This window comes from Mesorhizobium sp. M0019, assembly GCF_040323975.1.
Taxonomy (GTDB): domain Bacteria; phylum Pseudomonadota; class Alphaproteobacteria; order Rhizobiales; family Rhizobiaceae; genus Mesorhizobium.
The window spans coordinates 230,509-255,622 of sequence record NZ_JAMYVK010000002.1 but is presented as its reverse complement, the minus strand read 5'-3'; the positions used below and the strand labels follow the sequence as shown (position 1 = coordinate 255,622).

Below are 25,114 nucleotides of genomic sequence, written 5' to 3'. Positions count from 1 at the left end.
TCGAAGAGCCTCAAGGAGAACAGGCAGGCGGATGCAGAGCGCACTGACGCTTCTCAGTTGGGGACCCGAAGGCTGGCTCGACGACATCGCCGCGGGTGTATTTGTCACGGTATGTCTTGCGCTGGCCACTCTGCCCTTCGGGCTGACGCTCGGCTTTTTCGTGGCGCTGGCCAAACAATCGGAAGAGCCGTCGCTGAGACTGGCCGGGAACATCTACACCACGATTTTTCGCGGAATACCCGAGCTGCTCACGCTGTTTCTGATCTTCTTCGGCATCCCATTGATCCTGCAGTACATTGTCCGGCTGGTGAGCCCCGGAACGTCCGCCGACGTCAACAGCTTCGTCGCCGGCATGATCGCGCTCTGCTTCATTTTCTCCTCTTATTCCAGCGAGGTGTTTTTATCCGCCTTCCGCGCCATTCCAAAAGGGCAATATGAGGGAGGCTATTCGGTTGGCCTGTCCAGCGGCCAGACGATGCGGCTGATCGTGCTGCCGCAGTTGATCCGCATCGCATTACCCGGACTTGCCAATCTCTGGCTCATCCTGCTCAAGGACACCGCGCTCGTATCGGCCGTTGGTCTCAACGAGATCCTCAGGCAGAGCGGGGTTGCCGCGCGCGTCACCAAGCATGCCTTCCTGTTTTACGGTTTTGCCGGCCTGATCTATCTCCTGCTGGCGATCGTCTCCTCCTTCGGCATCAATGCGATCGAACGAGCGGTCGGCGGCAGCGAGGTCAAGAGATGAGCCTGGCCACCGACACGCTGAAGGTCGACCGGCCGCCGCCGCCCGCACGCGGCTGGTCGCGTCAACGCATCCTCGGCCATGTCCTGGTCGGCCTGTGGATCGCTCTCGGCATTGGCATGGTCGTCTACCTGGTCGCTGCGTGGAACCCGGAGTTCTTCCAGAAATATGCACCCGGCTACATATCCGGCCTCGGCGTCACGCTGCTGCTGGTTGCCATCTCGATTGTGCTTGGCGCGATCCTGTCGGTGCCGATCGCCTATGCACGCATGTCGAAGAACCCGATCCTTTCGGGGTTCGCTTATGCCTATGTCTATTTCTTTCGCGGCACGCCGCTGTTGGCGCAGACCTTCCTGGTCTACTACGGGGTCGGCTCCTTCCGGCCGGAGCTCGAGATGGTCGGACTGTGGGGCTTCTTCCGCGAAGCGTTCAACTGCGCGATCTTCGCCTTTTCGCTGAATACGGCCGCGTACCAGGCCGAGATTTTGCGTGGCGCAATCGAGAGCGTGCCGAGGGGCCAGTGGGAAGGTGCCGCCTCGCTCGGCCTGCACAAACTGCAGACGATGTGGAAGATCATCCTGCCGCAGGCGCTGATCGTCGCGTTGCGCCCGTATGGCAACGAGATCATCCTGATGATCAAGGGCTCGGCAATCGTCGCCATCATCACGGTCTACGATTTGATGGGCATCACCCGGCTCACCTATGCGCGCACCTTCGACTTTCAGTCGTATATCTGGGCGGCGATCATCTATCTGATCATCGTGGAAACATTGCGCCACGGCGTCGAGTGGATCGAACGCCGCATCACCATCCATCTGCACCGCTGACTCCCATCGCCTTGCCTGATCCGGTAGAGAGGACCGCAAAGCAGGCTTCTAAGGGATTCGAAAACATGGCTTCGGTGGCATTTCTCGGTCTTGGCATCATGGGCTATCCGATGGCCGGACATCTCAAGAACAAGGGCGGTCACGACGTCACCGTCTACAACCGCACCAGGGCCAAGGCCGAGCAGTGGGTTGCCCAGCATGGCGGCAGCTTCGCCGCGACACCAGCAGAGGCGGCCGCGGGCAAGGACTTCGTCTTTTCCTGCGTCGGCAATGACGACGATCTGCGCTCGGTGACGACCGGTGCCGAAGGCGCCTTCAATTCCATGAAGAAAGGCGCCATCTTCATCGACAACACCACGGCATCGGCGGAGGTCGCGCGCGAACTGGCGCAGCAGTCGCACGCGCTCGGGTTTGCGTTCCTCGACGCCCCGGTCTCCGGCGGTCAGGCAGGCGCCGAGAACGGCATGCTGACCGTGATGGTCGGCGGCGAGCCCGACGCCTTCGACAGGGCCAAGCCAGTCATAGATGCTTATGCCCGCATGGTCGGATTGATGGGATCGGCCGGGGCTGGCCAACTCACCAAGATGATCAACCAGATCTGCATCGCCGGCCTCGTTCAGGGCCTGGCGGAGGGCATCCATTTCGGCAAGAAGGCTGGGCTCGACATCGAAAAGGTCATAGAGGTGATTTCCAAGGGTGCGGCCGGTTCCTGGCAGATGGAGAACCGGCACAAGACGATGAATGCCGGCAAATATGATTTCGGCTTCGCCGTCGACTGGATGCGCAAGGATCTTGGCATCTGCCTCGCCGAGGCCGACCGCAACGGCGCCAAACTGCCGGTGACGGCACTCGTCGACCAGTTCTACAAGGACGTGCAGGCGATGGGCGGCAAGCGCTGGGACACGTCCTCGCTGCTGGCAAGGCTGGAGAAATAGGATTTCACCGTGGCCGAGCTTTCGCCTCAATCCAGCGCCGATGAAATCGTCGCTCATCTGCGCTCGATCGCCTCGGAGGAAAATCGACTTGGCATGCTGCGCTACGGCATCAAGATCGAACGTGCGCTAGGTATCTCGCATGGCGTGCAGCGGCAGATTTCCAAGAAAATCAAGCGCAACCATGAGCGTGCCTTTGAGCTTTGGCAGACAGGCATCATGGAGGCGCAGTTCATTGCTTCCGTGACAGCCGATCCGGAGCGGTTCTCCTCCGCGGATGCAAGACGATGGGCGGCGACTTTCGACTCGTGGGATATCGTCGACGGGGTCTCCGATCTCTTTGTCGATACGGATTGCTGGAAGGAATTGATCGCCGAATTCGCGGTCGACGAACGGGAATTCGTTCGACGCACGGCTTTTGCGATGATGGCCTGGTCGGTAGTCCACCGGAAGAAGGAACCCGAGACGACCTTCCTCGAATTCCTGTCGATCATCGAGGCGCATGCGACCGACGGCCGCAATTTTGTGAAGAAGGCCGTGAACTGGGCGCTTCGTTCGATCGGCAAGCGATCGATGAATTTGCACGGCCCTGCCCTTGCCCTGGCGCAAAAATTGGCGGCCTCGACAGACAGGACTGCTCGCTGGATCGGCAAGGATGCCGTGAAGGAACTTTCCGATGCCAAGACGCTCGAACGGCTCGCCGCCAGAAAAGCTTGACCTGAGCGAAGTGCGCTTCACGGAGGTGACGCAATCGACGCGCGCCGATTTCGAAAACCTGTTCGAGCAACCCGGCGGGCCGAAATACTGCTGGTGTATGGCTTGGCGCAATCTCGATCGCCGCGAGCATGTCGAGAACGACGAGAAGAAACGCGCGATGATGACGCTGATCGACGCCGGCACGCCGGTCGGCATTGTCGCCCAGATCGATGGCCGGACCGTCGGCTGGTGCTCGATTGCGCCGCGCGAGACCTACCGCAAGCTGTCACGGCAGCAGAACGATAGCGAGATGGGCATCTGGTCGATCGTCTGCTTCTATGTACCGAAAGCGCTGCGCGGCGGCGGGCTGGCAAGCGCATTACTCGACGCGGCCATCGATCACGCCTTTGCCAAAGGCGCCAGGACGATCGAAGCCTATCCGGTCGACCAGGCGTCGCCGAGCTACAGCTTTATGGGTTTTCGGGACACGTTCGCCGCCCGCGGCTTTCGCGAGATCGGCATGACCGGCTCGCGTCGGCATGTGATGCGGCTTGAACGTTGACCTTGGCGACAGCGGCAGCTTTACTTGCTGGCATAGGCCGCAGATCAAGGCTCAACAATGGAGCAGCAATGAGCAACCGTCTCAAATCAGGAGCGATCCTGGCGGCCGCGGTGTTCGTGTCCATTGTGGCAGACAGCGCTTGCGCCGGGACGATGCATATTTTCTGGAAGGATCTGCGCCCGGCGACCCAGGCAGCCGCCGAAAGCGTCGGACTGCCGATGATTGCGGCCAAAATGCCGGATCATGGCGAGACGCTCTCACTCAACTTGCAGGACAAGACCGTGCAACTCGCAGGCTATGCGCTGCCGGTCGATCGCGACGGCGATCTCGTTTACCAGTTCCTGCTGGTGCCGTGGACGGGAGCCTGCAGCCACATGCCGACGCCGCCGCCCAACCAGATCGTCCTCGTCACGCCTGCACACCCTTACAGGATGTCCGAGGCCTACCAGCCGGTTTCGGTGACCGGCGCATTACGGCCGGGCATGGAGAAGAGCCAGCTTTTCATGCTTGACGGCGTCAGCGTCATCCAGTCGGGCTACACCGTGCGCAAGGCCGAGGTGGTCAATGTCGACACCGTGCCGGACACGATCACGCTGCCGGTCAACTCGCCATGGACTTTCCTGAACAAAAAGAAGAACTAAACAGAAGAATCTCAGGCGGCGTTGGCGCCGGACTCCTTGTCGAGCATCATGTAATCCAGCGGCATCTCGGTCGTGTATTTGATCTGCTCCATGGCGAAGGAAGACGACACGTCGCGGATCTCGATCTTGGCGATCAGCCGCTTGTAGAAGGCGTCGTAGGCGGCGATATCGGGCACCACGACGCGCAAGAGATAGTCGACGTCGCCGCTCATGCGATAGAATTCGACCACTTCCGGGAATTCCTGGATGACCTCCGAAAAGCGCCGCAGCCATTCATGGCTGTGCGAATTGGTGCGGATCGAGACGAACACCGTGACCCGCACATTGACCTTTTCATGATCGAGGATGGCGACGCGCCGCTTGATGACGCCCTCTTCCTCGAGCTTCTGGATGCGCCGCCAGCACGGCGTCGTCGACAGGCCGACCTTCTTGGCGACGTCGGCGACTGCAAGCGTCGCATCCTCCTGCAGGAGGCGGAGAATTTTTCTATCAAGGCGGTCCATTGGGTGCTCCCCTGATGCAAGTCGTCCAAGTGCGCAGCGGCCTTGGCACAACGACATGCATAAAAACAAGAATTTAACGCGCGTCCCCTCATGCGCGGCGCGCTTCGAGGAATGGATTACCATAATCCCTCTTGCTCGAGCCTATTACAAGAAAGAAATTCTGCCGCATAGTGCGAAAGCGAGTGATTTCTTGCTGAATGCCTAGCCGAGGCGATAGCGGATTTCCGATCTCAGGAAGGGCAGCAAATCCATTTCAAACCATGGATTGCGCTTCAGCCAACCGGTGTTGCGCCAGGACGGGTGCGGCAGCGGCAGGACTTTCGGGTCGATTGCCGCCGCCCAGATGGCACGCCAATCCATGACCGTTTCCGTCAGCGAGGGACGGCGCGCCGCGCCCATATGCCAGCTTTGCGCGTAGATGCCGATCGTCAGCACCATATCGACTTGCGGCATCAGCGCCATCAGCGATGTGCGCCAGGCCGGCGCACATTCGCGGCGCGGCGGCAGGTCGGCGCCCCTGGCGTCCTGACCGGGAAAGCAAAAGCCCATCGGCACGATGGCGAATTTGTCCGTGTCGTAAAATTCCTCGCTGCGGACGCCCAGCCAGCTTCGCAGCCGGTCGCCGGAGGCGTCGGTGAACGGCATCCCTGTGATGTGAACCTTGGTACCCGGCGCCTGGCTGGCGATCAGGATACGCGCACTCGACGATGGCCTGAGCACCGGACGCGGCTGGTGCGGCAACGGCCTGCCGGCCGGGTTATCGACGCAGATGCGGCAGGCGCGTACCCGCGCCGTCAAGGCTTCCAGCTCTTCGCGCATTCGGAACTCGTTGTCAGGCGGCGGCACTCGGCCGGCTGGAGATTTCTCGATACCAGCGCAGCACGTTCGTGCACTCTTCGGGTACCTTGATGCGAGCCGGCTTCATGAAGTCGATGGCGACCAGCCCGGTGATGTCGGCGATCGAATAGGCATCGCCGGCGATGAATTCCCTGCCGGCGAGCTCAGTGTCCAGAAATCTCAGGAATTCGATCGCCTTCGGCTTGTTGGCCTCGCCCCATTCGGGGATTTGCGGGATCTCCCATTCCCTCATTGCGGGGTGGATGTGCCGGAACGCCGCGGCGACGCAGCCGAACAGATTGAACTCCACACGTCTTTGCCACATCTCGACGATTGCCTTGCCGAGCGCCCCATGCCCGAACAAAGCCGGCTCGGGGTGCAGTTCCTCGAAGTAACGACAGATTGCGACGGATTCGGTGATGATGGTGCCGTCATCGAGCTCGAGCACCGGCAGACGCTTCAGCGGATTGCGCGAGCTGACCGGCTGCTCTTTGTGCTCCAGCGCGCCCATGTCTACGGGCACCAGCGGAACCTGAAGTCCCTTTTCGGCCAGAAAAATCCGAACCCGACGTGGATTGGGCGCGCGCCCGCCGTCGAACAGCTTCATCTCCATCCTCCTCGTCCGTCCCGACGAACTATAGGCACAACTCACCAGAAGCGAAAAATTTCACGCAAGGCATCGCCGATCGACGCCAAGGTGCCGTGCTTTCTTTCGACCAGCTCGTGGCCGTGGCTCTCGCGCCAGTTCTTCGGTTCGTCGAAAGTTCCGCCCCAGATGCCGGCTTTGCCTGCGCGCGCAGCAGCTTCCTCGGTCTCGAAATCGCCAAAGGCGACCGCCCAGCCGGCCTCGACCTGTGCGCGGTTGAGATCCTTGCCACCGGCCTTGCAGTCGCCGAGCAGCCTGCCGTAGCGGTCGCGCTGCCAGCCGCTGCAGGAGACCGCTTTGCCGGCTATCAACCGCACCAGGGACTGCCGCGCGAGCTTGCCGCATGGATAGTCGGCACCGTTCTTGCGGCAGATCTGCGAATATTCCGGCGCGTCGATGCCACGCATGCGGACACGCTCGCTGCCGAGGGTGATGCTATCGCCGTCATTGACGGTGGCCGCGCCCTCCGTCTTGCGCGTCTCGATCCGGTCGAGGCGCGCCGCCAGGAGGATCGCCAGGCCGAGCACGATGAGTGTCAGCCCATAGTCCATTAGTCGGCGCCACAGGCTTCGCGGACGCGGCGCATAGTATCGCTGGCGCGGCCATCGCGACCACGAACGGCTCATATGGCAAACCGTTGGTTAATCATTCGAACGTAGCTTAACGATTTGAAATTGCTGCCCGCGTAAATTGAAGACTTCATGCCCCTGCAACGCTCGACCACGGCGGACAAGTTTATTGTGGACCGCAGAAAACGCCATCGCAACAGCGATGTCGCGCGCGCGGTGCGCAAGACGCGCGACCGTCTTTCGCAGCAAGCCGGAAATCCCGACTTCGACCGCGAGCTGTTGAAGCTCCACGCGCTTTCGATGACCGGCGGCGTGATCGTTATCCCGCTGCTCGTTCTGGCAACGGCCGCGGCAGGCTTGTTCGCGGGCATCGGCAAGGAGATCGGCGTCTGGGCGCTGTTCACATTCATCTGCTATACCATCGTTGCGTTCATGGCCAGACGCGTCACTCAAGCGTCCGAACTCAACCCGCTGGAAACGCATAGGGATTTCCTGATCGGCCATTTTCTGTGCGGGCTTGGCTGGGCTTGGTTCGCATGGCTCGGCTGCGAAACTTGCCAAATGGATCAGTTCCAGGTCGCCAAGGCGGTGGTGCTGCTGCTCGCCATGTCGGCAACCGCGATCCTGGCCTCGTCCCTGCGCGGTGCGCTGTTGGCGACCTTCGCCCTCCCGGTCGCCATCTATGCTTATGCCAGTGCGAAATTATGGATGCCGGTCGAAGTGATCATGGCAGGCTTGCTGATCTCCTCGTTGCCGTTCTTCGCCTATGTGGCGCGCCAACTCAACCGTTCCTCGCTGATGCTGCTGTCGTTCCGCTCCGAAAAGGATGCGCTGATCGCCGAACTGGAGACGGCAAAATCGATGTCGGACGAGGCACGGCGGCGGGCGGAAGACGCCAATCTGGCGAAATCGCGTTTCCTGGCCTCGATGAGCCACGAACTGCGCACACCGCTCAACGCCATTCTCGGCTTTTCCGAAGTGATGGCCAACGAGGTGCTCGGCCCGATGAGCAACCCGACCTATCGCGACTATGCCCGTGACGTGCACGACTCCGGACAGCATCTGCTCGACCTGATCAACGAAATTCTCGATTTGTCGCGCATCGAAGCGGGCCGCTACCAGCTCAACGAGGAGCCGATGATGCTGCTCTCCGTCGTCGAGGATTGCTGCCACATGATGGAGCTGAAGGCGCGCAACAAGGACATCCGCATCGTCCAGGATTTCGAAAACGCCTTGCCGCGCCTGTTCGCCGACGAACGCGCGGTGCGGCAGATTGCGCTCAACCTGTTGTCCAATGCCATCAAGTTCACCGCCACCGGCGGCGAAATCCGCGTGCGCGTCGGCTGGACGGCGGGCGGCGGGCAATATCTCTCCGTCAAGGACAATGGGCCGGGCATACCGGAAGACGAGATTCCGATCGTGCTTTCGGCCTTCGGCCAGGGCTCGATCGCCATCAAGAGCGCCGAACAGGGCACCGGGCTTGGCCTGCCGATCGTGCAAGGCTTGCTGGCCATGCATGGCGGCGAATTCCAGCTCCATTCCAGGCTGCGCGAAGGCACCGAGGCGATCGCCATCTTCCCGCTGAGCCGGGTGATGGAGGAACTGCCGGCGCTGCCGACCAAGGCGGTTGCCTCGCGCCGGCGCTGAATGCTTAACCGCGGACCGCGGCTGCCATGCCGGAGCTGGTCAGCGCGGCCGCCTTGACCAAGCCGGCGGCAAGCGCCGCCCCTACCCCCTCGCCTTGACTGACGCCCAGATCGAGCAGCGGGCGAAGGCCGAGGCGCTCGGCGACCTTGGCATGACCAGGCTCCGGCGACAGGCTTGCGAGGAGACAATGGTCGAGCGCGGCGGGGTTGGCGGCATGTAGGACACCAGCGGCCGCAGTCACCGCAAACCCATCGAGCAGCACCGGGATCTTCTGCATCCGCGCCGCCAGAATGGCGCCGCAGATCGCGGCGAATTCCCGTCCACCGACCCGGCGCAGCGCTTCCAGCGGGTCCTTGAGGCTCGCGCCGTGAAACGCGATCGCGGCATCGACCACCTCCGCCTTGCGCTTCTGCATCACCGTGTCGGCCCCTGATCCAGGGCCGATCCAGTCGGCCCCGGTGCCTCCGAACAATGCCGTGCAAAGGGCCGCGGCGACAGTCGAATTGCCGACGCCGAGGTCGCCAAGGCAAAGCAGGTCGGTACCGCCGGCAATCGCTTCCATGCCGAAGGCCATGGTGGCGGCGCAACCGCGCTCGTCCAGTGCCGCATCCTCGGTAATGTCGGCTGTCGGAATGTGCAGGGCCAGATCGAACACCTTCAAGCCGAGATCGTTGGCGATGCAGATCTGGTTGATTGCTGCACCGCCGGCGGCGCAGAGCTCGACTGCATTTGCCGTGGCGGCGGCGGGGCGCGGCGAAATGCCGTGGCGGGTGACGCCATGATTGCCGGCAAAGATCGCCACCAATGGCCGCGTCACCGCCGGCGGCGCGCGGCCGCTCCACCCGGCAAGCCAGGCGGCGATGTCCTCGATGCGGCCAAGCGAGCCTTTGGGCTTGTCTGCCCTAACAAACAACTGGCGCACGCGGGCCTTGGCCGCCATATCTCCCGGCGGCAGGCTCACTAGGAGGTCGCGAAAATCGTCGAAAGGCAGCGCGCTGGTCATGTCGATGGCGATCGTCCGTGTGAATTGGTGAGCGGCATAGCCGCCTTGGCCAGCCGGCACAACCTCAAGCCGGCACAACCTCCAGGCCTGGTACAACTTGGCGGTATTGACGCGAAAGCATTCGTTGGCGGCGCTTCCCGGAGGGCTTGCATTGACTTTGTCGTTGCACCATGTGGAGGCTAGCCAAGGAAATCCTTATGACGGCCATTGAATCCCCGTGCATCCTGGTCTGCTCGATCGATATGAAAACCGGCTTCTGTTTCGGTTGCGGGCGCACGCGCGAGGAAATCGCCGCCTGGATCGACATGACCCCGCAAACCCGCCGCAGCGTCATGGCCGAGCTGCCGGCAAGGCTGGAAACGGTCGAGCGACGCCCCCGCCGGGAAACCCGTCGCAGCCGCATGGCACGCGAACGCGACGCCCTCTCGTGAACCGGCCGCAGAGATGAACCGACTGCTGTGGATTCTGATCGTCGCGATCGGGGCGGGTGTACTCCTGCTCATGCTCAACGATTCCGCCGGCAGTACATTCGGCATTGAGAATTACGATTTCAGCCAGCTGATCTGGCTTGGCGCCTTAGCGGCACTCGTCGGCGCCGGCCTGGTCAGATCGGGCAGGCCGTTGGGCACCATGGCCCGCAGCCTCGGCGCCTGGGGTGCCATCGTGCTGGCGCTGATCGCCGGCTATCAGTACCGCTATGAGTTGCAGGATTTCGCCAGCCGCGTCACCGCCGGCCTTGTTCCCGGCAGTCCGCTGGCGCTGGGCGTGGAAGAAGGCCATGCCACCGTGACCCTGGACAAGGCCGGCAGCGGCCATTTCGAAGCGCGCGTCACGATCAACGGCACGCCGATCCTGACGGTTGTCGATACCGGCGCGACCAGCACCGTGCTGACCACCGAGGACGCGCTGGCGGTCGGGTTCAATTCGGCGGCTCTCCGCTTCACCATACCGATCTCTACCGCCAACGGCATGACACGCGCGGCGGCGGTGCGAACCGACGAACTGTCGATCGGCGGCATCGTGCGCAAGGACATGCCCATCATGATCGCCGCACCAGGCACGCTCGGCCAGAGCCTTCTCGGTATGAATTTCATCGGCTCGCTATCGGGTTTCGACGTACGCGGCGATCGCATGATTTTGCGGGATTAAGTTTTTCCTCAGGCCGCCTCTGCGGTCCGGCCGAAATCGACCTCTGCGAAGGCTGACTTCAGCACCTCCGGTCCGGCACCGGGCCGTGTCGCCTCGGTGGACAGGATCTGCCGGTAGCGGCGTGCACCGGGCAGGCCGTGAAACAGCCCGACCATGTGCCGGGTGACATGCCCGAGGCGTCCGCCCTGCTCGATATGGTGTGACGCGTAATCCGCCATGGCATCGATCAGTGCGGCAAAATCGAACGACTCAGCTGTGCTGCCGTAAAACGCGGCATCGATGCCGGTCAGTATCCCTGGCGTGTGATAGGCGGCGCGGCCGAGCATGGCGCCATCGACATGGTCGAGATGCGTCAGCGCCTCTGCGAGAGATTGAATGCCACCGTTGATGCCGATGAATTTGTTTTGTTTTCTGGCTTTCAGCCGATAGACGCGGTCATAGTCGAGCGGTGGGATGTCACGATTTTCCTTTGGGCTCAGTCCTTCCAGCCAGGCCTTGCGGGCGTGCACCCACAGCGCGTCGGCGCCGGCCGCGAAAACACCATCGGCCAACGCATCGAGTGCCGGTTCCGGATCCTGCTCATCGACGCCGATGCGGCACTTGACGGTAACCGGTATTTTCACCGCCGCCTTCATTGCCGCGACGCAATCCGCGATGAGCACGGGCGTCTTCATCAGGCAGGCGCCGAAGGTGCCCGACTGGACGCGGTCGGACGGGCAGCCGATATTGAGGTTGATTTCATCATAGCCGAAGGCTTCGCCGATGCGCGCCGCCTCGGCCAGCTTTCCCGGATCGGCGCCGCCGAGTTGCAGCGCCACCGGATGTTCGCTGTCGTCGAAGCCGAGCAGCCGCTCGCGTGCGCCGTGGATGACCGCATCGGCCACCACCATCTCGGTATAGAGCAGCGCCTCGCGCGTCAGCTGGCGATGGAAGAACCGGCAGTGCCGGTCCGTCCAATCCATCATCGGCGCCACGGCAACTTTGTGGCGTAACATGTTCATTTTACTATTTTTTCTGTCTCAGTCCGTCCGATACTCCGTTCGAATGACAGAGCAATTTGGCAAGAGATGCACACCTAACTGACCCGATATACGATTTTGCCGCCGCAACTGAAAGCAAATTGGCATGTCACACATGTCACTGTACGCACCAGTTAGATGCCTGCCATGGAACGATGAACCGCGTTGGCGGCATACCAGTCAGCCAAGGCGAAGCGCGTTGCGGGCAATCTGCCACGCGGATTCGACATGCCGCCGCGCCGCCTCCTCCGCCTCGTCCGGCCTGCGCGACCGGATTGCATCCATGATTTCGGTCATTTCGGCGATCGCCGGCTCGCGGCGGTTCTCCGACGCGATCGTCATTGAGCGGAGCTGGTTGATGCGGACATTCAGCCCCGTCACGATTTCCCAGGCAATGCGCTTGTCCGCCGCCTCGAACAGCGTTTCGTAGAACTTGGTCGTTGCCCGCATCACCTCGACAGGCGCACCGGACGCCCACGCCTCAAGCAGGTTCGTCAAGGCGGCATCGAGCAAAGCGATCTGCGCGTCCGTGGCCGTCAGGGCGCAAGCCCGCGCCGCGATTCCCTCGAGCAGCGCCCGCAATTCATAGATTTCGTCGGTGCGGCCGAGATCCGGCTTGGCCACGGCGGGTCCGTGGCCCGGTATCATCTGCACCAGGCCTTCCGCCTCGAGCTGCCGCAGCACCTCGCGCACGACGGAACGGCTCACCCCGAGCTGATCGCATAGCGGCCGCTCGACCAGCCTTTCACCAGGCTGGAAATGGAAGCCCATGATCGCTTCACGCATGCGCTCCAGCGCCAGCGTCCTCAGCGTCTTGGCAGAGCGGTCGATCCGCAGCGTATCGCCTGACATTTTCTCTCCCTACCCCAATCCGGCCACAAAACAGATTCCATAGCTGATTGACAAGGCTTCTGGTGCTCCATAGTATGGTATACCATAAGATGACGTAAAGATTTCGGCGTTGCACAGCGCCGGCGACCGAGGACTTTCATGAAACCAGCCATTCGAAAGATCGTCACTTACATCGAGAACACGTTAATCGAGGGCGGCAAGGAAGCCCCAAAACCGTTGCGTCTGATCGGCGTCGCCGCCGTACTGACAAACCCTTGGGCGGGCCGCGGTTTCACCGACGACCTGTCGCCGGAGATCCGCGTCATTGCTCCCGTCCTCGGCGAACTGCTGACCCGCGAGATTATCGCCGTTGCCGGTTCCGGCGAGGCAATAGAGGGTTATGGCAAAGCCGCGGTCTGCGGCACGGCGGGCGAGATCGAGCATGCATCGGCGCTGATCCATACGCTGCATTTCGGCAACCATTACCGTCGCGCGGTCGGCGCCAAGACCTATCTCGCCTTCACCAATCTGCGCGGAGGGCCGAACACCCCGATCATGATCCCGCTGATGGACAAGAACGACGAAGGCCGCCGCTCCCACTATCTGACCGTACATTTCCAAATCGGCGACGCGCCCGCGCCCGACGAGCTGGTGGTGGCGCTTGGCGCTTCGATTGGCGGCCGCCCGCACCATCGTATCGGGGACCGCCATCAGGACCTCAAGGAGGTCGGAGACCTGCATGGCTGACGTCGCTGCCACCGCATGGGTCCGGGACACGGCTCCGGACGGCACCGGCTTCATCCGCGCCGGCTCCGGCGCGCCGGTTCTGCTCATTCACGGTGTCGGCATGAACGCCGCGATCTGGCACGATCAGATCGCGGCGATGAAAGACCATCATGACCTGATCGCCATCGACATGCTCGGCCATGGCGTTTCACCGCTGCCGCCGGAAGAAGCCAGCCTGTCCGATTTCGCCGATCAGGCGGTTCGCCTTCTCGACCATCTTGGCGTGGCGTCGGTGTCGATCGTTGGCCATTCGATGGGCGCGCTGGTCGCTCTGGAGATCGCCCTTCGCACCCCTTCGCGCGTTCGCTCCATCGTGTGCCTCAACGCGGTGTTCCGCCGCCCCGCGGCCTTGGCGCAGGCCGTACGCGAGCGTGCGGCCGCGCTCGGCACCCATGGCAACCCTTCCGCCATTGCGGCTACGCTTGCCCGCTGGTTCGGCGACCCGCTGCCGGCGAACCTTGTCGGGGCGGCCACCACAGCGCGCGCCGCCCTGGAAAAGGTCGACCCCGAAGGCTACGCGCGCACCTATCGCCTCTTTGCCCATGCCGATGCTGAGCACGCCGGTGCTCTCCCCGGTCTTGCCGCGCCGGCCCTGTTCATAACCGGGTCGCAAGACAGCAATTCGACCCCGGCCATGTCGGCGGCGATGGCGAGGCTAGCGCCGCACGGCCAATGCCTCGTGCTCAATGGAGAAAGGCACATGATGGCAATGGCTTCTCCTGAAAAAGTGACCAAACACATCATGGAGTTTCTCGACACGGAAGGAGACGCTGGCGTGAAGCCGGAGTCGGATGCAGTCTTTGATAGAGGCGAATTCCGGCGCGCACTCGGCTCGTTCCTGACCGGCGTCACCATCGTCACCACGATCAGCGCGGAAGGCGAACCGCGCGGCTTCACCGCCAACTCCTTCACCTCGGTCTCGCTCGAGCCGCCGCTGGTGCTTGTCTGCATCGCCAAGAGGGCGCTGGGGCACAGTGCTTTTTCGACGTCGAGAGGTTTCGCCATCAACATCCTGTCAGAGGACCAGAAGGCCCATTCCGGCATCTTCGCTTCCAAAGCAGCGGACAAGTTCGCGGCCGTGAGCTGGCAACCGGGCCGGACCGGCAATCCGCTGATCGACGGCTCCGTTGCGGTGTTCGATTGCGGCATGGAGCAGCTGGTCGATGCTGGCGATCACTCGATCCTCATCGGCCGCGTCCGCGACTTCAGCCACAACGGAGCCCAGCCCCTCGGTTATTGCAGAGGCACCTACGTCACGCCTGGCCTCAGCCAGGAGGCGCTGGCGGCGGCGCCCCCCGATACGGAGGTCGGCGCCATTCTCGAGAACGAGGGCCGTGTGCTGTTCGTCGAAACGGCCGACGGGATTTATGAATTGCCTGCGGGGCACGGACTGGGCACGCCCAACGATGCGCGCAGCCTCAAGGGGCGCCTTGCCGCCAGGGCCATAGACGCCCAGCTCGGCTTCCTGTTCGCGGTGTGGGACGATGCCGCCGAACCTTGGCGCACGCATGTTTATTATCGCGGAACGGTCGATGGCGCATATTCCGACGATCGCCAGATGCGGCTTGTCGACATCGAGCAGATCGCCGATCTGAAGATCGCCGATCCCGCGGTGCGTTCGATGCTTACCCGCTATGCGCGCGAACGTACGGAAGATGCATTCGGCGTCTATGTCGGCAACGAGGTCGAAGGCGAAGTCCGGCCGCTCGCCAAGTCCTCGCCTTCTCAAATTTCTCTTTCCGGTCGCGGGTGAAACCGATGAAGTTTTCGCTTTTCGTCCACATGGAGCGATCGGATCCGGCCAAGCCGCATTCCGAGCTTGTCGGCGAGCTGGAGGAGCTGGTTCTGCAGGCGGAAGAGGCAGGATTCGAGACTGCCTGGATCGGCGAGCATCACGGGATGGAATTCACCATCTCGCCGAACCCGTTCATCAACATCGCCTGGCTCGCCGCCAAAACCAGGCGAATCCGGCTCGGAACAGGAACCATCGTCGCGCCGTTCTGGCACCCGATCAAGCTTGCCGGCGAAGCAGCGATGGCCGACGTCGTCACCGGCGGCCGTCTCGACATCGGCATTGCGCGCGGCGCCTACGCTTACGAATACCAGCGACTTTTCCCGGGCCTCGAGGCCTGGGGTGCCGGCCAGCGTATGCGCGAGATGGTGCCGGCGATCCGCGGCCTTTGGGATGGTGATTTCGAACTCGCCGGCGAGTTCTGGTCGTTTCCGTCGACCACCTCGTCGCCCAAGCCGCTGCAAAAGCCTTATCCGCCGATCTGGGTGGCCGCACGCGATCCGAACTCGCACGACTTTGCGGTTTCCAGCAAATGCAACGTCCAGGTGACGCCGCTTGCCTCCGGCGATGGCGAAGTGGCCAGCCTGATGGAGCGTTTCAACGCGGCGTGTAATGCCCACCCCGACGTACCAAGGCCGGAGATCATGCTGCTGATGCATACTTTCGTCGCCGAGGATGCCGCGGAGGCTGACCGGCTCGCGCAGGATCTGTCGCAGTTCTACTGCCAGTTCGGCGCCTGGTTCCAGAACAAGAAGCCGGTGCACCAGGGCATAATGGAAGCGCTGACCGAAGACGAGATCGCGGCCATGCCGCAATATGCGCCTGACAAGATCAAGCAGAACCTGGTCATTGGCGAAGCCGACGAGGTGATCGCCAGGCTGAAAGCCTACGAAGCGCTCGGCTACGATCAGTATTCGATCTGGATCGACAGCGGCCTTTCCCATCGGCGCAAGAAGAAATCGCTGCAGCTCTTCATCGACAGGGTGATGCCGGCCTTTTCCGAGCCGAAAGCTGGGTTGCCATGAGCACCACTCAATTCAGGAACTATATTGACGGCAGCTTCGTCGAAGTGGCGGCGACCTTCGACAGCATCGATCCCTCGACGGGCGCGCCATGGGCGAAGATGCCCGCTGCATCGTCTGATGACGTCGACCGCGCCGTCGAAGCTGCTCACCGGGCGCTTGGCTCCGGCACGTGGCCGGCAATGACGGCAACGGCACGCGGCAAGCTTCTGGTGCGGCTCGGCGATCTGGTGGTCGCCAATGCCGACCGGCTGGCGGAACTCGAGACGCGCGATACCGGCAAGATCATCCGCGAGACCCGCGCCCAGATCGCCTATGTCGGCGACTATTACCGCTATTATGGCGGGCTGGCCGACAAGCACGAGGGCTCGTTTGTCCCCATCGACAAGGCCGACATGGAAGTGACCATCCGGCCGGAGCCAATTGGCGTCGTCGCCGCCATTGTGCCGTGGAACTCGCAGCTCTTCCTGTCCGCCGTCAAGCTCGGGCCGGCGCTGGCGGCCGGCTGCACCATCGTTCTGAAAGCATCGGAAGACGGCCCTGCCCCGTTGCTGGCCTTCGCCGAACTCGTCCATGAGGCGGGATTTCCCGCCGGGACCGTGAACATCCTGACCGGCTTCGGCCACGATTGCGGTCACCGGCTGACCAGTCATCCGCTCGTCGCCCGCGTCGCCTTCACCGGCGGTCCCTCGACCGCTCGGCAGATCGTCAGGAATACGGCGGAAAACCTCGCCTTCACGACGCTCGAGCTCGGCGGCAAAAGCCCGGTCGTGGTGTTTGCCGATGCCGATCTGGACAGCGCCGCCAACGCGGTCGTTGCCGGCATCTTCGCTGCCACCGGCCAGAGCTGCGTCGCCGGCTCGCGGCTGCTGGTCCAGCGCTCCGTCAAGGACGAATTCCTCGCCCGGCTCAAGCGCAAAGCCGAGGCGATCAGGATTGGCGATCCGCAGGATCCCGCGATCGAAATGGGACCGCTCGCCACCTCGCGCCAGCGCGAATGGATAGAGAAGATCATTGCTGAAAGCCTGGCCGCGGGCGGGCAACTGGTCACCGGCGGCATTCGCCCCGCGGGCATGGCGGACGGCTTCTATTACGCGCCGACGATTATCGACGCGCCTGATCAGACCCTTGCCTGCGTGCGCGAAGAGCTCTTCGGCCCGGTGCTCTGTGTGCTAGCCTTCGACGGCGAAGCTGAAGCGCTTTCGCTCGCCAACGACACGAAGTTCGGCCTGGCGTCCGGCGTGTTCACCACCAATCTGGCAAAAGCCCACCGCATGGCGCGCGGCATCAATGCCGGCGTGGTCTGGATCAACACCTATCGGGCGGTCTCGCCGCTGGTTCCGTTTGGCGGCTACGGCCAATCCGGGCTCGGCCGCGAGGGCGGCCTCGATGCGATCCGCGACTACACGCGTTCGAAATCGGTGTGGATACGCACCTCCGACGACCCGATTCCCGATCCTTTTGTCATGCGGTAGCCGCCGCTGGCCGGAGATGCGCGATCAAGGCGAAAACGACCGATCGCGAACAGACAACAACGAAAACAACAGAGGAGAACGACATGAAACTGATCATCACCGGCTTCCTTGCCGGATTTATTGCAACGACAGTTCTGGCAACGACGGCCGCAAAAGCCGAGGACATGGTGTTCACCAGCTGGGGCGGGACGACCCAGGAAGCGCAGACCAAATCCTGGGCCGAGCCGTTCACCGCTGCATCCGGCATCAAGGTCATGCAGGACGGCCCGACCGACTACGGCAAGCTGAAGGCGATGATCGACAGCGGCAGTGTCAACTGGGACGTCGTCGACGTCGAGATGGATTTCGCCATCAAGGCGGCCAAGGACGGTCTGCTCGAGCCGATCGACTTCAAGACCGTGCCGAAGGCCGACCTCGATCCGCGCTTCACCACCGATCACGCCGTCGGCAGTTTCTACTATTCCTTCGTGCTCGCCTGGAACAAGGGCGCCGTTTCGGGTGAACCGGCCGGCTGGGCCGACATGTTCGACCTGACGAAGTTCCCGGGCAAGCGGACCTTCTACAAATGGTCGGCGCCCGGTGTCATCGAGATCGCGCTGCTGGCCGATGGTGTTCCGGCGGACAAGCTCTATCCGCTGGATCTCGATCGCGCCTTCAAGAAACTCGACACCATCAAGTCGGATATCGTCTGGTGGGGCGGCGGGGCGGAGTCGCAGCAATTGGTCGCATCCGGCGAAGCGACGTTCGGCCAGCTGTGGAACGGCCGCGTCTTCGCACTGGACAAGGAAGGCGCCGATGTCGGCGTCTCCTGGAACCAGAACCTGACCGCAGCCGACGTTCTGGTGGTACCGAAGGGTGCCAAGAACAAGGATACGGCGATGAAATTCCTCGCCGCGGCGAGCAGCCCCGCCGGCCAGGCCAAATTTGCCGAAGCCAGCGGTTATGCGCCGATCAACACCAAGGCCAAGGCAGAGATGCCGGCCGATGCCGTGAAATCGCTGCCGGACGCTCATGTCGACGGACAGATCAATCTCGACATGAACTACTGGGCCGCCAATCGCGACACCATCGCCGCGCGCTGGTATGCCTGGCAGGCGAAATAAGCCCGCCCTTGAACCGCAATGGACGAGACGGTTCGCGCCGTCTCGTCCCGTAGCCGGGTCGCTGTCATGTCGGTCGAGACACGCCGGAACTTTGGAACGGTGCGGGTGCCGGCAGGTCTCAATGGCCTGCTGCCGGCCCTGATTCTGATTATGCTGTTCTTCATCGTCCCCGTGCTGGCGCTGCTTTTGCGCAGTGTCACGGAGCCCGAGCCAGGCTTGCAGAACTATGCTGCCCTGCTTGGTGACGGCACCTATGCGCGGGTGTTCTTCAACACATTCCTGGTCGCGGCGTTGGTCACCATCGTCACGGTCCTTGTCGCCTTTCCGGTCGCCTGGATGCTGGCGATCATGCCTTCGGGACTGGCCTCGATCATCTTCGGCATCATCATTCTGTCGATGTGGACGAACCTGCTCACCCGCACCTATGCCTGGATGGTGCTCCTGCAGCGTACCGGCGTCATCAACCGGACGCTGATGACCATCGGCGTCATCGACCACCCGCTGCCGCTCATCAACAATCTCACCGGCGTCACTATCGGCATGGTCTATATCATGCTGCCCTTCATGATCCTGCCGCTGGTCGGCACGTTACGGGCGATCGATCCGATGACGCTGCGTGCGGCGTCGCTGTGCGGCGCAAGCCCTTTCCAGGCGTTCCGCCGCATCCTCGTGCCGCTGTCGCTGCCCGGCGTCGCCGCCGGTGGCCTGATGGTCTTCGTCATGTCGCTCGGCTACTTCGTCACGCCGGCACTGCTCGGCGGCACGTCGAACATGATGCTTGCCGAAATGATCGCGCAGATGGTCCAGTCGCTGCTCAACTGGGGGCTCGGCAGCGCCGCTGCCTTCATCCTGCTTGTCGTCACCATGGTTCTCTACGCACTGCAGCTGCGCCTTGTCGGTGCCAGGCGCACGAGCGGAGGCATCTGAGATGCTGCTCGACTATGACCGCATGGGTTGGCTACGGGTTGCCCTGCTCGGCTTCACCGCGCTGGTCGCTGGCTTTCTTCTGTTGCCGGTGGTCTTCATTGTCCTGCTCTCCTTCGGCTCGTCGCGCTGGCTGGCTTTTCCGCCGCCCGGCTGGACGCTCAAATGGTACCAGGAGCTTTTTGCCGATCCGGCCTGGCTCGACGCCGCGCTGACCAGCGCTCGGATCGCCACCATGACGGCGATCCTGGCAGTAGCGATCGGCCTGCTCGCCTCCTTTGCCCTGGTTCGCGGAAGGTTTGCCGGACGTGAGATCCTGCGCGGCCTGCTGCTGACGCCGATGGTGCTGCCCGTCGTTGTCTTCGCCATCGCCATCTACGCCTTCTTCCTTCGCCTTGGCCTCGGCGGCACCACCATCGGCTTCGTCATCGCCCACACCGTGCTGGCGCTGCCCTTCGCCATCATTCCGATCGCCACCGCGCTCGAAGGGTTCGACAAGTCGATCGAGGACGCGGCAATCGTCTGCGGGGCAAGCCCGCTCGAGGCCAGGCTCAGGATCACCTTGCCGTCGATCCGGATCGGCATCTTCTCCGCCGCGATCTTTTCCTTCCTCGCCTCGTGGGACGAAGTCGTGGTGGCGATCTTCATGGCCAGCCCCAGCTTGCAAACCTTGCCCGTCAAGATCTGGGGCAGTCTGCGGTCGGATCTTAGTCCGGTGATCGCCGCTGCCTCCAGCCTGCTGGTCGGGCTGACGCTTGCCCTGATGGTGATGACGGCGCTGCTGCAGCGAAAGTTCCGGACATGACCCACCCTTTCCTCTCCATCCGCAATCTGCGCAAGGCGTTCGGCGCGATCGTCGCCGTGCACGACGTCACGCTGGACATTCCCAGGGGCGAGTTCCTGACCTTCCTCGGGCCCTCCGGTTCGGGAAAATCGACGACGCTCTACGCGATCGCCGGCTTTCAGGACCCGACTTCCGGCGATGTCTTGCTGGAAGGAAAATCACTGCTTGCAGTGCCTTCGCACAAGCGCAACATCGGCATGGTCTTCCAGCGCTACACGCTGTTTCCGCATCTGACGGTGGCCGAAAACGTCGCTTTTCCGCTGCGGGTTCGCCGCCGGCCGGACGCCGAGGTGAAGAAAAAGGTCGCCGACATGCTGGCCCTGGTGCGGCTCGAAAGCTTTGCCGGACGCTTACCCGGTGCGCTGTCGGGCGGCCAGCAGCAGCGCGTCGCGCTGGCCCGGGCGCTGGCCTACGATCCTCCGATCCTTTTGATGGACGAGCCATTGTCGGCGCTCGACAAGAAGCTGCGCGAGGAAATCCAGGGCGAAATCCGCCGCATCCATCGCCAGACCGGCGTCACCATTCTCTACGTCACCCACGATCAGGAAGAGGCGCTGCATCTGTCGGACCGAATCGCCCTGTTCAAGGATGGCCGCATCGAGCAGACCGGCACCGGCGAGGATCTCTATCTCAGGCCGGCGACCGATTTCGTCGCCGGCTTCATCGGCAATTCGAATTTCCTCGCCGCCGAACATCTCGGCACCACCAACGGCACGACAACGATCCGCATGACAGACGGTTCGGTGATATCCGGAGTCAGGGCCAACGGCACGTTCGGCAAAGGCCAGAAGACCAGGCTGATGATCCGGCCCGAAGCCTTTAGCATGGAGCGGAGCCCGGCGAGCGCGGAACTGAATGTCGAGATCGTCGACATCGCATTTTACGGCGAGCGCCGGCGGATTGTCGCGCGCATCGCCGCTGGACAGGAGGTTGACATCAGGCCGACCTCCGCCGCCATGCAATCGCAGGATGTGTGGCCCTGCAGCCGGCAGGTCTTTTTCGATCCCGCTGCTGCATTCCTGTTTCCGGCCTGACTACGCCGCGGTGGATCGCCGCCCTTCAACGCTTCGCAGCGATGGAAGCGTGCTTGGGAACAAGCTGTGGTTAGGTCCATCATCAGCTTCGGTCAGCAAGCGCGCAACGTGATCGACGCTGCAGTCGGCTGATTGGATGGCGGGCGCAACTCCTGTATCCATTGACAGTCGTCATGCTCGGTTGGAAGATGAAGAAGGTCAGCGGCGATAGCCATACGGGAAGGCAATGGTCCAACCGCCAGATACCGGACACCATCCTGGCAGCGTCGTCGCGGTCATCGTCATTTGTTTGATCATCGTTGCTTTGTTCTTCATAGGCTTCAGATACTCAAGGCCAGGCCAGGGTACCCTCGTTATTCCCGGCGGTACGCTGCAGCAACCGTAAATCCGACCCTTTGGCGCTGACGCGAAGCCGTTCTCAGGCTGCCAAACGTGCCCGGCGGGACTGGGGGGACGCCGCAGAATGGGCCGGCGATTCGCAGCCGGTCTTTTGCTTCCCGCCGCGGCATTCCTTTCCCACCTAAACTAAACAACCAAGCCTGACCGGTGTGAGGTCGACCATACTAGGAGACGACGAGCGCTCAGCCACTAGGCACTAGACGGCCCTGATCAGCCGGAGCAGAGAAAGCGCTTCGAAAAAGGTCCCCTTGCGAAAGGCAAGATAGGTCGGCTCTTCGACACCATGGAACCGGCGCTTGAAGGCCGCCTGCCCCTGCAGATTGAAGCGGGTGCGATTGACCCAGGGGGAGTCATAGGCACGCTGGAAGGCGTGCCGCCAGAAATCGCTTTCGGCAAACCCGCTAGGTCCGATTTCGACAAGCGGCGACAGGCCTAGGGTGACGACGGAAACACCTTCATCGCGAAAGCGGTCGACCGCGAATTTGGTCAGGCCGATCTCGGCATGCGCCGAGGCATCGATGTGCTTGCGCTTGAACGAGGTGGTGTAGCCGATGACCTTGCCGTCGCTGAACAGCGGATCGAAATCCAGCAAGGCCACGAGCTCCCCATCCGGACCGTGCAGGACGAAACGGCGCATATCGACGCCAAGGTGATCGGCAAAGGGCCTGTTGAGAAATCTCATCTCCCAGCGCTTGACGATGCGGTCGGCCCGCCAATTCTGGGAGAGCCTGGCAATCTCGTCGAGGAAGACAGTCCCGTTGTCCTCTGCGAAGGAAAAACCCTTCTTCAAGAGCCAGCGTTCGGAATAGCGCACTGTCTCATTGCGCTTTCCGGAAAAGTCGTGTCTGGGCAGGACAAGCCTGGTGTCGACGCCGAGGCGGTTGACCTGATAGCCAAGCCCGGCAAGCACGCGCGCCGTCTGGTCGCCGATCTGCACGAACCACGGGCTGCCGGCAACCTCGATGAAACGTCTGATATAGTCGCGCCGATCGGCCGGGGCAGCCACTGGATCACCGAGCGCGAAATGATGTCGCGTTTTGCTGCCGTAAGCGATGTAGCCCTGTGCATCGCCGAAGTAGTGAAGCCCCTTCTGCACGGCGGTCGAATAGGCAAGGGAAAAATCACCGTGGCGACGGACCAGCGCCAGGCGCTCGACATGGTTCAGCTGTAGCCGCGGTATTTTAGGCCCGCGGTTCTCCAGGAAACGATCGAGGCGTCTTCGCAGTGACGGCATGGTCGACTTTCGCGTGCCGGCTAGGCCGATGAAAGAGCTGACGGACCCCAAACCGATCATGTTGCCGCGAGCTGATCCTTATCTCAGCGCGGCATGTTTACCCGGCCGGAGCCGCCAGATTCGTAGGCGCAATCTGCCCCGGTCCCGCCCCCAGGCGGCAACACGCATTGTTGTCGACGCCCAGCGCCTGACGGCTGGTTGCTGCGCCCTTGGCGACACGAAAATCAATGCCACTTTCGGAAGCGCCCAGGTCACCTGCCAAACACGATGTTCTTAGTGAACGGCGCTCTGAGAAGATTCCGCTTGTTCGGAAGCCAGGAACTCGTCGCGTTCTGCTATCCACAAATCGGCGTAGTCGACATTCTGCCATTCGGCAAACCACGGGCCGCCGCTGGTATAGTGGACCGCCTTAGGTGTGCCGACCGCAGGCTTTTCATTCCAACCTTCGAGCCAATTCCACTCTACCGACAATGAGCCCAAATCTTTGTCGGCAACCCACTGCATTCGGTGAAGATAGGCGCCACTTTCCTGATTCACGACCTCTGGCGTGAGCGATCTGACCGAAGGATGCGCGCAATTGAACAGCATCAGCGACGACCAGTTTTTCCGAGGATAGGACGTCTGGACCACACCATCCATCTTGGTTGTGGCCTTCGGCGTATAGTCATGCTGGACGCAATAGACCGCCTTGTCCGAGTCCGTATATTTCAGCAGGCCTGCGACGTCACCAAGCCACAGGAAATCGCAATCGCAAAACAGGGCCCAACCCGTGTAGTCGGCGAGAAAGGGCGTGAGGAAGCGCGTGTAGGTGAACTCCGTTGAGGCGAGCGGATCTTTTTCCCGCCAATATAGCCCGCGGGCACGCATCTCGTCCTGTTTGATCGGAATGACGGAGACAGGCGCCGACGCATGTTTGAGCAGCGAGTGTCGCGCGACGTCGTACGCGATCGGCTCACGGCTGTCCCATCCGATAAATACCCTAAACGCATCAGTCATATTCACTACCCTGGCTTTCGATTTTTACGGTCGTACACTAACTAGTTGGCGATGGCTCGGCAACAATTGCGGTCAACCAAGCCGGTTTCTCACAGATTTGTCCTGGCCTCAGCGTTGCTTTTTTGGGTGGACCGGGCCTCGCATTCCCAATGCGACACGGGCCCATTTCTGATAGGTGTAGCTGGCCGAATACGCGGCCACCATCGCACCAATGGAACCGTCCAGAAATCCCAGCCGGAAAATATAGCTGCGCACATAGGCCCAGACCGAGCGCAAAACCGCCTTGCCTATCGAGCTTTTTTTGCCCTCGGCAAGCAGTTGCGCGGCGGACGCTTCTGCGTACCGGCCGATCTTGTCGTGGGCATCTGCCAAGTCGGTAATGGAATCGTGCTCGATCGGCTGGGACAATCGGCTGACCTTCCCGTTCACCAATACCTTCTCGTGCACGGTGTCGTCGCTGAACCGCCCGGAGCGGCGACGGAAGAGCCTGAGCACCAGATCGGGCGACCAGCCGCTATGGCGGACAATGTGCCCGCAAAAGCGCGATCTTCTCGGTATTTCGAAGCCGTCATTGGCTTTTGGGTCGGCGATTGCGGCCCTTATTTCCGCGCCGAGCGGCGCCTCCACCCACTCATCGGCATCCAGCGACAGGATCCAATCCCCCGTTGCCGCGGCCAGCGCACGGTTTTTTTGCGCGCCAAAACCGGGCCAATCGACGGTCATCAGAACCTTTGCCCCCAGAGCACCGGCAATCTCCCTGGTTCTGTCGCTGCTGTTGTTGTCGAGAACGACGATCTCATCGGCAAAATGGACCGACCGAAGGCATTGCGCGATGGATGCCTCCTCGTTGCGGGTGATGATAATGACCGAGAGCGCCGGCACGGTCAGAATGCTCCGGCAT

26 protein-coding genes and 1 pseudogene are annotated in these 25,114 nt (G+C 62.2%); 17 read left to right on the top strand and 10 right to left on the bottom strand.

Annotated elements, in window-relative coordinates:
- Window positions 1–31 precede the first annotated feature (31 nt).
- From NKK47_RS03365 to NKK47_RS03340, 6 genes are all read left to right on the top strand, one after another.
- The gene (locus NKK47_RS03365) at window positions 32–745 is read left to right on the top strand and encodes an ABC transporter permease (RefSeq protein ID WP_023675013.1); all 714 of its coding nucleotides are present in this window, start codon (window positions 32–34) and stop codon (window positions 743–745) included.
- Window positions 742–1,569, top strand: coding sequence for an ABC transporter permease (locus tag NKK47_RS03360; protein ID WP_352456737.1), 828 nt, complete (start codon window positions 742–744; stop codon window positions 1,567–1,569). The genes NKK47_RS03365 and NKK47_RS03360 overlap by 4 nt, the downstream gene beginning before the upstream one ends.
- A complete protein-coding gene (locus tag NKK47_RS03355; RefSeq protein WP_352456736.1) occupies window positions 1,530–2,504 on the top strand; it encodes an NAD(P)-dependent oxidoreductase in 975 nt (324 codons plus the stop codon). Before NKK47_RS03360 ends, NKK47_RS03355 begins: the two co-directional genes overlap by 40 nt.
- A 9-nt stretch (window positions 2,505–2,513) precedes the next feature.
- Entirely contained in the window at window positions 2,514–3,218 is a 705-nt protein-coding gene (locus NKK47_RS03350; RefSeq protein ID WP_352456735.1) for a DNA alkylation repair protein, read from the top strand.
- Window positions 3,178–3,759 (top strand): GNAT family N-acetyltransferase, encoded by a 582-nt coding sequence (locus NKK47_RS03345; RefSeq protein WP_352456734.1) that lies wholly within the window; start codon window positions 3,178–3,180, stop codon window positions 3,757–3,759. The genes NKK47_RS03350 and NKK47_RS03345 overlap by 41 nt, the downstream gene beginning before the upstream one ends.
- Before the next feature lie 68 nt (window positions 3,760–3,827).
- Complete coding sequence (locus NKK47_RS03340; protein WP_352456733.1) at window positions 3,828–4,400, top strand: DUF3299 domain-containing protein; 573 nt, start codon at window positions 3,828–3,830, stop codon at window positions 4,398–4,400.
- An 11-nt stretch (window positions 4,401–4,411) separates the two neighbouring features.
- Here the strand turns inward: NKK47_RS03340 and NKK47_RS03335 are convergent, their stop codons facing one another.
- From NKK47_RS03335 to NKK47_RS03320, 4 genes and pseudogenes are all read right to left on the bottom strand, one after another.
- Complete coding sequence (locus tag NKK47_RS03335; RefSeq protein WP_023675006.1) at window positions 4,412–4,903, bottom strand: Lrp/AsnC family transcriptional regulator; 492 nt, start codon at window positions 4,901–4,903, stop codon at window positions 4,412–4,414.
- Between the two features lie 201 nt (window positions 4,904–5,104).
- Window positions 5,105–5,739, bottom strand: a pseudogene (locus tag NKK47_RS03330) (uracil-DNA glycosylase family protein).
- The gene (locus NKK47_RS03325; RefSeq protein WP_352456732.1) at window positions 5,736–6,347 is read right to left on the bottom strand and encodes a glutathione S-transferase; all 612 of its coding nucleotides are present in this window, start codon (window positions 6,345–6,347) and stop codon (window positions 5,736–5,738) included. Before NKK47_RS03325 ends, NKK47_RS03330 begins: the two are co-directional and overlap by 4 nt.
- A gap of 41 nt (window positions 6,348–6,388) precedes the next feature.
- The gene (locus NKK47_RS03320; RefSeq protein WP_352456731.1) at window positions 6,389–7,012 is read right to left on the bottom strand and encodes a thermonuclease family protein; all 624 of its coding nucleotides are present in this window, start codon (window positions 7,010–7,012) and stop codon (window positions 6,389–6,391) included.
- Between the two features lie 75 nt (window positions 7,013–7,087).
- Here NKK47_RS03320 and NKK47_RS03315 point away from each other — a divergent pair, with 75 nt between their 5' ends.
- Entirely contained in the window at window positions 7,088–8,602 is a 1,515-nt protein-coding gene (locus tag NKK47_RS03315; RefSeq protein ID WP_352456730.1) for a sensor histidine kinase, read from the top strand.
- 4 nt (window positions 8,603–8,606) lie between these two features.
- On the opposite strand, the gene NKK47_RS03310 is transcribed toward NKK47_RS03315, so the two are convergent.
- Window positions 8,607–9,605, bottom strand: a complete 999-nt coding sequence (locus NKK47_RS03310) for a nicotinate-nucleotide--dimethylbenzimidazole phosphoribosyltransferase (RefSeq protein WP_352456776.1) — start codon at window positions 9,603–9,605, stop codon at window positions 8,607–8,609.
- Between the two features lie 197 nt (window positions 9,606–9,802).
- Here NKK47_RS03310 and NKK47_RS03305 point away from each other — a divergent pair, with 197 nt between their 5' ends.
- Window positions 9,803–10,036, top strand: coding sequence for a DUF1289 domain-containing protein (locus tag NKK47_RS03305; RefSeq protein WP_031193575.1), 234 nt, complete (start codon window positions 9,803–9,805; stop codon window positions 10,034–10,036).
- A gap of 13 nt (window positions 10,037–10,049) precedes the next feature.
- Window positions 10,050–10,754, top strand: coding sequence for a TIGR02281 family clan AA aspartic protease (locus NKK47_RS03300; RefSeq protein ID WP_352456729.1), 705 nt, complete (start codon window positions 10,050–10,052; stop codon window positions 10,752–10,754).
- Window positions 10,755–10,762: 8 nt separating this feature from the next.
- On the opposite strand, the gene dusA is transcribed toward NKK47_RS03300, so the two are convergent.
- Together dusA and NKK47_RS03290 are read right to left on the bottom strand one after the other, a co-directional pair.
- Window positions 10,763–11,755, bottom strand: coding sequence for a tRNA dihydrouridine(20/20a) synthase DusA (dusA, locus tag NKK47_RS03295; RefSeq protein WP_352456728.1), 993 nt, complete (start codon window positions 11,753–11,755; stop codon window positions 10,763–10,765).
- Between the two features lie 198 nt (window positions 11,756–11,953).
- On the bottom strand, window positions 11,954–12,625 hold the full coding sequence (locus tag NKK47_RS03290) for a GntR family transcriptional regulator (protein ID WP_352456727.1): 672 nt from the start codon (window positions 12,623–12,625) through the stop codon (window positions 11,954–11,956).
- Window positions 12,626–12,763: 138 nt separating this feature from the next.
- On the opposite strand from NKK47_RS03290, the gene NKK47_RS03285 reads away from it, so the two are divergent.
- From NKK47_RS03285 to NKK47_RS03250, 8 genes are all read left to right on the top strand, one after another.
- Window positions 12,764–13,351 (top strand): amino acid synthesis family protein, encoded by a 588-nt coding sequence (locus tag NKK47_RS03285; RefSeq protein ID WP_352456726.1) that lies wholly within the window; start codon window positions 12,764–12,766, stop codon window positions 13,349–13,351.
- Window positions 13,344–15,143, top strand: a complete 1,800-nt coding sequence (locus NKK47_RS03280) for an alpha/beta fold hydrolase (RefSeq protein ID WP_352456725.1) — start codon at window positions 13,344–13,346, stop codon at window positions 15,141–15,143. Before NKK47_RS03285 ends, NKK47_RS03280 begins: the two co-directional genes overlap by 8 nt.
- Before the next feature lie 5 nt (window positions 15,144–15,148).
- Window positions 15,149–16,207, top strand: coding sequence for an LLM class flavin-dependent oxidoreductase (locus tag NKK47_RS03275; protein ID WP_352456724.1), 1,059 nt, complete (start codon window positions 15,149–15,151; stop codon window positions 16,205–16,207).
- The gene (locus NKK47_RS03270) at window positions 16,204–17,679 is read left to right on the top strand and encodes an aldehyde dehydrogenase (protein WP_352456723.1); all 1,476 of its coding nucleotides are present in this window, start codon (window positions 16,204–16,206) and stop codon (window positions 17,677–17,679) included. The genes NKK47_RS03275 and NKK47_RS03270 overlap by 4 nt, the downstream gene beginning before the upstream one ends.
- Before the next feature lie 83 nt (window positions 17,680–17,762).
- Window positions 17,763–18,782, top strand: coding sequence for an ABC transporter substrate-binding protein (locus NKK47_RS03265; RefSeq protein WP_352456722.1), 1,020 nt, complete (start codon window positions 17,763–17,765; stop codon window positions 18,780–18,782).
- 66 nt (window positions 18,783–18,848) lie between these two features.
- A complete protein-coding gene (locus tag NKK47_RS03260; protein ID WP_352456775.1) occupies window positions 18,849–19,709 on the top strand; it encodes an ABC transporter permease in 861 nt (286 codons plus the stop codon).
- Between the two features lies 1 nt (window position 19,710).
- Window positions 19,711–20,511 (top strand): ABC transporter permease, encoded by an 801-nt coding sequence (locus NKK47_RS03255; protein ID WP_352448865.1) that lies wholly within the window; start codon window positions 19,711–19,713, stop codon window positions 20,509–20,511.
- The gene (locus NKK47_RS03250) at window positions 20,508–21,584 is read left to right on the top strand and encodes an ABC transporter ATP-binding protein (protein ID WP_352575042.1); all 1,077 of its coding nucleotides are present in this window, start codon (window positions 20,508–20,510) and stop codon (window positions 21,582–21,584) included. The genes NKK47_RS03255 and NKK47_RS03250 overlap by 4 nt, the downstream gene beginning before the upstream one ends.
- Window positions 21,585–22,179: 595 nt before the next feature.
- Here NKK47_RS03250 and NKK47_RS03245 read toward each other — a convergent pair.
- The 3 genes from NKK47_RS03245 to NKK47_RS03235 all read right to left on the bottom strand — a co-directional run bounded on the left by NKK47_RS03245 (window position 22,180) and on the right by NKK47_RS03235 (window position 25,095).
- The gene (locus tag NKK47_RS03245; RefSeq protein WP_352575040.1) at window positions 22,180–23,217 is read right to left on the bottom strand and encodes a phosphatidylglycerol lysyltransferase domain-containing protein; all 1,038 of its coding nucleotides are present in this window, start codon (window positions 23,215–23,217) and stop codon (window positions 22,180–22,182) included.
- A gap of 273 nt (window positions 23,218–23,490) precedes the next feature.
- Window positions 23,491–24,213, bottom strand: a complete 723-nt coding sequence (locus NKK47_RS03240; RefSeq protein WP_352575038.1) for a glycosyltransferase — start codon at window positions 24,211–24,213, stop codon at window positions 23,491–23,493.
- A gap of 108 nt (window positions 24,214–24,321) precedes the next feature.
- Window positions 24,322–25,095 (bottom strand): glycosyltransferase family 2 protein, encoded by a 774-nt coding sequence (locus NKK47_RS03235; RefSeq protein WP_352471919.1) that lies wholly within the window; start codon window positions 25,093–25,095, stop codon window positions 24,322–24,324.
- Window positions 25,096–25,114 lie beyond the last annotated feature (19 nt).

Coding starts and splice junctions, on each gene's coding strand:
- NKK47_RS03265 (WP_352456722.1), top strand. CDS start 17,763: ATGAAACTGATCATCACCGGCTTCCTTGCCGGATTTATTGCAACGACA.
- NKK47_RS03275 (WP_352456724.1), top strand. CDS start 15,149: ATGAAGTTTTCGCTTTTCGTCCACATGGAGCGATCGGATCCGGCCAAG.
- NKK47_RS03340 (WP_352456733.1), top strand. CDS start 3,828: ATGAGCAACCGTCTCAAATCAGGAGCGATCCTGGCGGCCGCGGTGTTC.
- NKK47_RS03365 (WP_023675013.1), top strand. CDS start 32: ATGCAGAGCGCACTGACGCTTCTCAGTTGGGGACCCGAAGGCTGGCTC.
- NKK47_RS03320 (WP_352456731.1), bottom strand. CDS start 7,012: ATGAGCCGTTCGTGGTCGCGATGGCCGCGCCAGCGATACTATGCGCCG.
- NKK47_RS03300 (WP_352456729.1), top strand. CDS start 10,050: ATGAACCGACTGCTGTGGATTCTGATCGTCGCGATCGGGGCGGGTGTA.
- NKK47_RS03270 (WP_352456723.1), top strand. CDS start 16,204: ATGAGCACCACTCAATTCAGGAACTATATTGACGGCAGCTTCGTCGAA.
- NKK47_RS03305 (WP_031193575.1), top strand. CDS start 9,803: ATGACGGCCATTGAATCCCCGTGCATCCTGGTCTGCTCGATCGATATG.
- NKK47_RS03260 (WP_352456775.1), top strand. CDS start 18,849: ATGTCGGTCGAGACACGCCGGAACTTTGGAACGGTGCGGGTGCCGGCA.
- NKK47_RS03280 (WP_352456725.1), top strand. CDS start 13,344: ATGGCTGACGTCGCTGCCACCGCATGGGTCCGGGACACGGCTCCGGAC.
- NKK47_RS03315 (WP_352456730.1), top strand. CDS start 7,088: ATGCCCCTGCAACGCTCGACCACGGCGGACAAGTTTATTGTGGACCGC.
- NKK47_RS03240 (WP_352575038.1), bottom strand. CDS start 24,213: ATGACTGATGCGTTTAGGGTATTTATCGGATGGGACAGCCGTGAGCCG.
- dusA (WP_352456728.1), bottom strand. CDS start 11,755: ATGAACATGTTACGCCACAAAGTTGCCGTGGCGCCGATGATGGATTGG.
- NKK47_RS03255 (WP_352448865.1), top strand. CDS start 19,711: ATGCTGCTCGACTATGACCGCATGGGTTGGCTACGGGTTGCCCTGCTC.
- NKK47_RS03325 (WP_352456732.1), bottom strand. CDS start 6,347: ATGAAGCTGTTCGACGGCGGGCGCGCGCCCAATCCACGTCGGGTTCGG.
- NKK47_RS03285 (WP_352456726.1), top strand. CDS start 12,764: ATGAAACCAGCCATTCGAAAGATCGTCACTTACATCGAGAACACGTTA.
- NKK47_RS03360 (WP_352456737.1), top strand. CDS start 742: ATGAGCCTGGCCACCGACACGCTGAAGGTCGACCGGCCGCCGCCGCCC.
- NKK47_RS03310 (WP_352456776.1), bottom strand. CDS start 9,605: ATGACCAGCGCGCTGCCTTTCGACGATTTTCGCGACCTCCTAGTGAGC.
- NKK47_RS03345 (WP_352456734.1), top strand. CDS start 3,178: ATGCCAAGACGCTCGAACGGCTCGCCGCCAGAAAAGCTTGACCTGAGC.
- NKK47_RS03335 (WP_023675006.1), bottom strand. CDS start 4,903: ATGGACCGCCTTGATAGAAAAATTCTCCGCCTCCTGCAGGAGGATGCG.
- NKK47_RS03245 (WP_352575040.1), bottom strand. CDS start 23,217: ATGCCGTCACTGCGAAGACGCCTCGATCGTTTCCTGGAGAACCGCGGG.
- NKK47_RS03290 (WP_352456727.1), bottom strand. CDS start 12,625: ATGTCAGGCGATACGCTGCGGATCGACCGCTCTGCCAAGACGCTGAGG.
- NKK47_RS03250 (WP_352575042.1), top strand. CDS start 20,508: ATGACCCACCCTTTCCTCTCCATCCGCAATCTGCGCAAGGCGTTCGGC.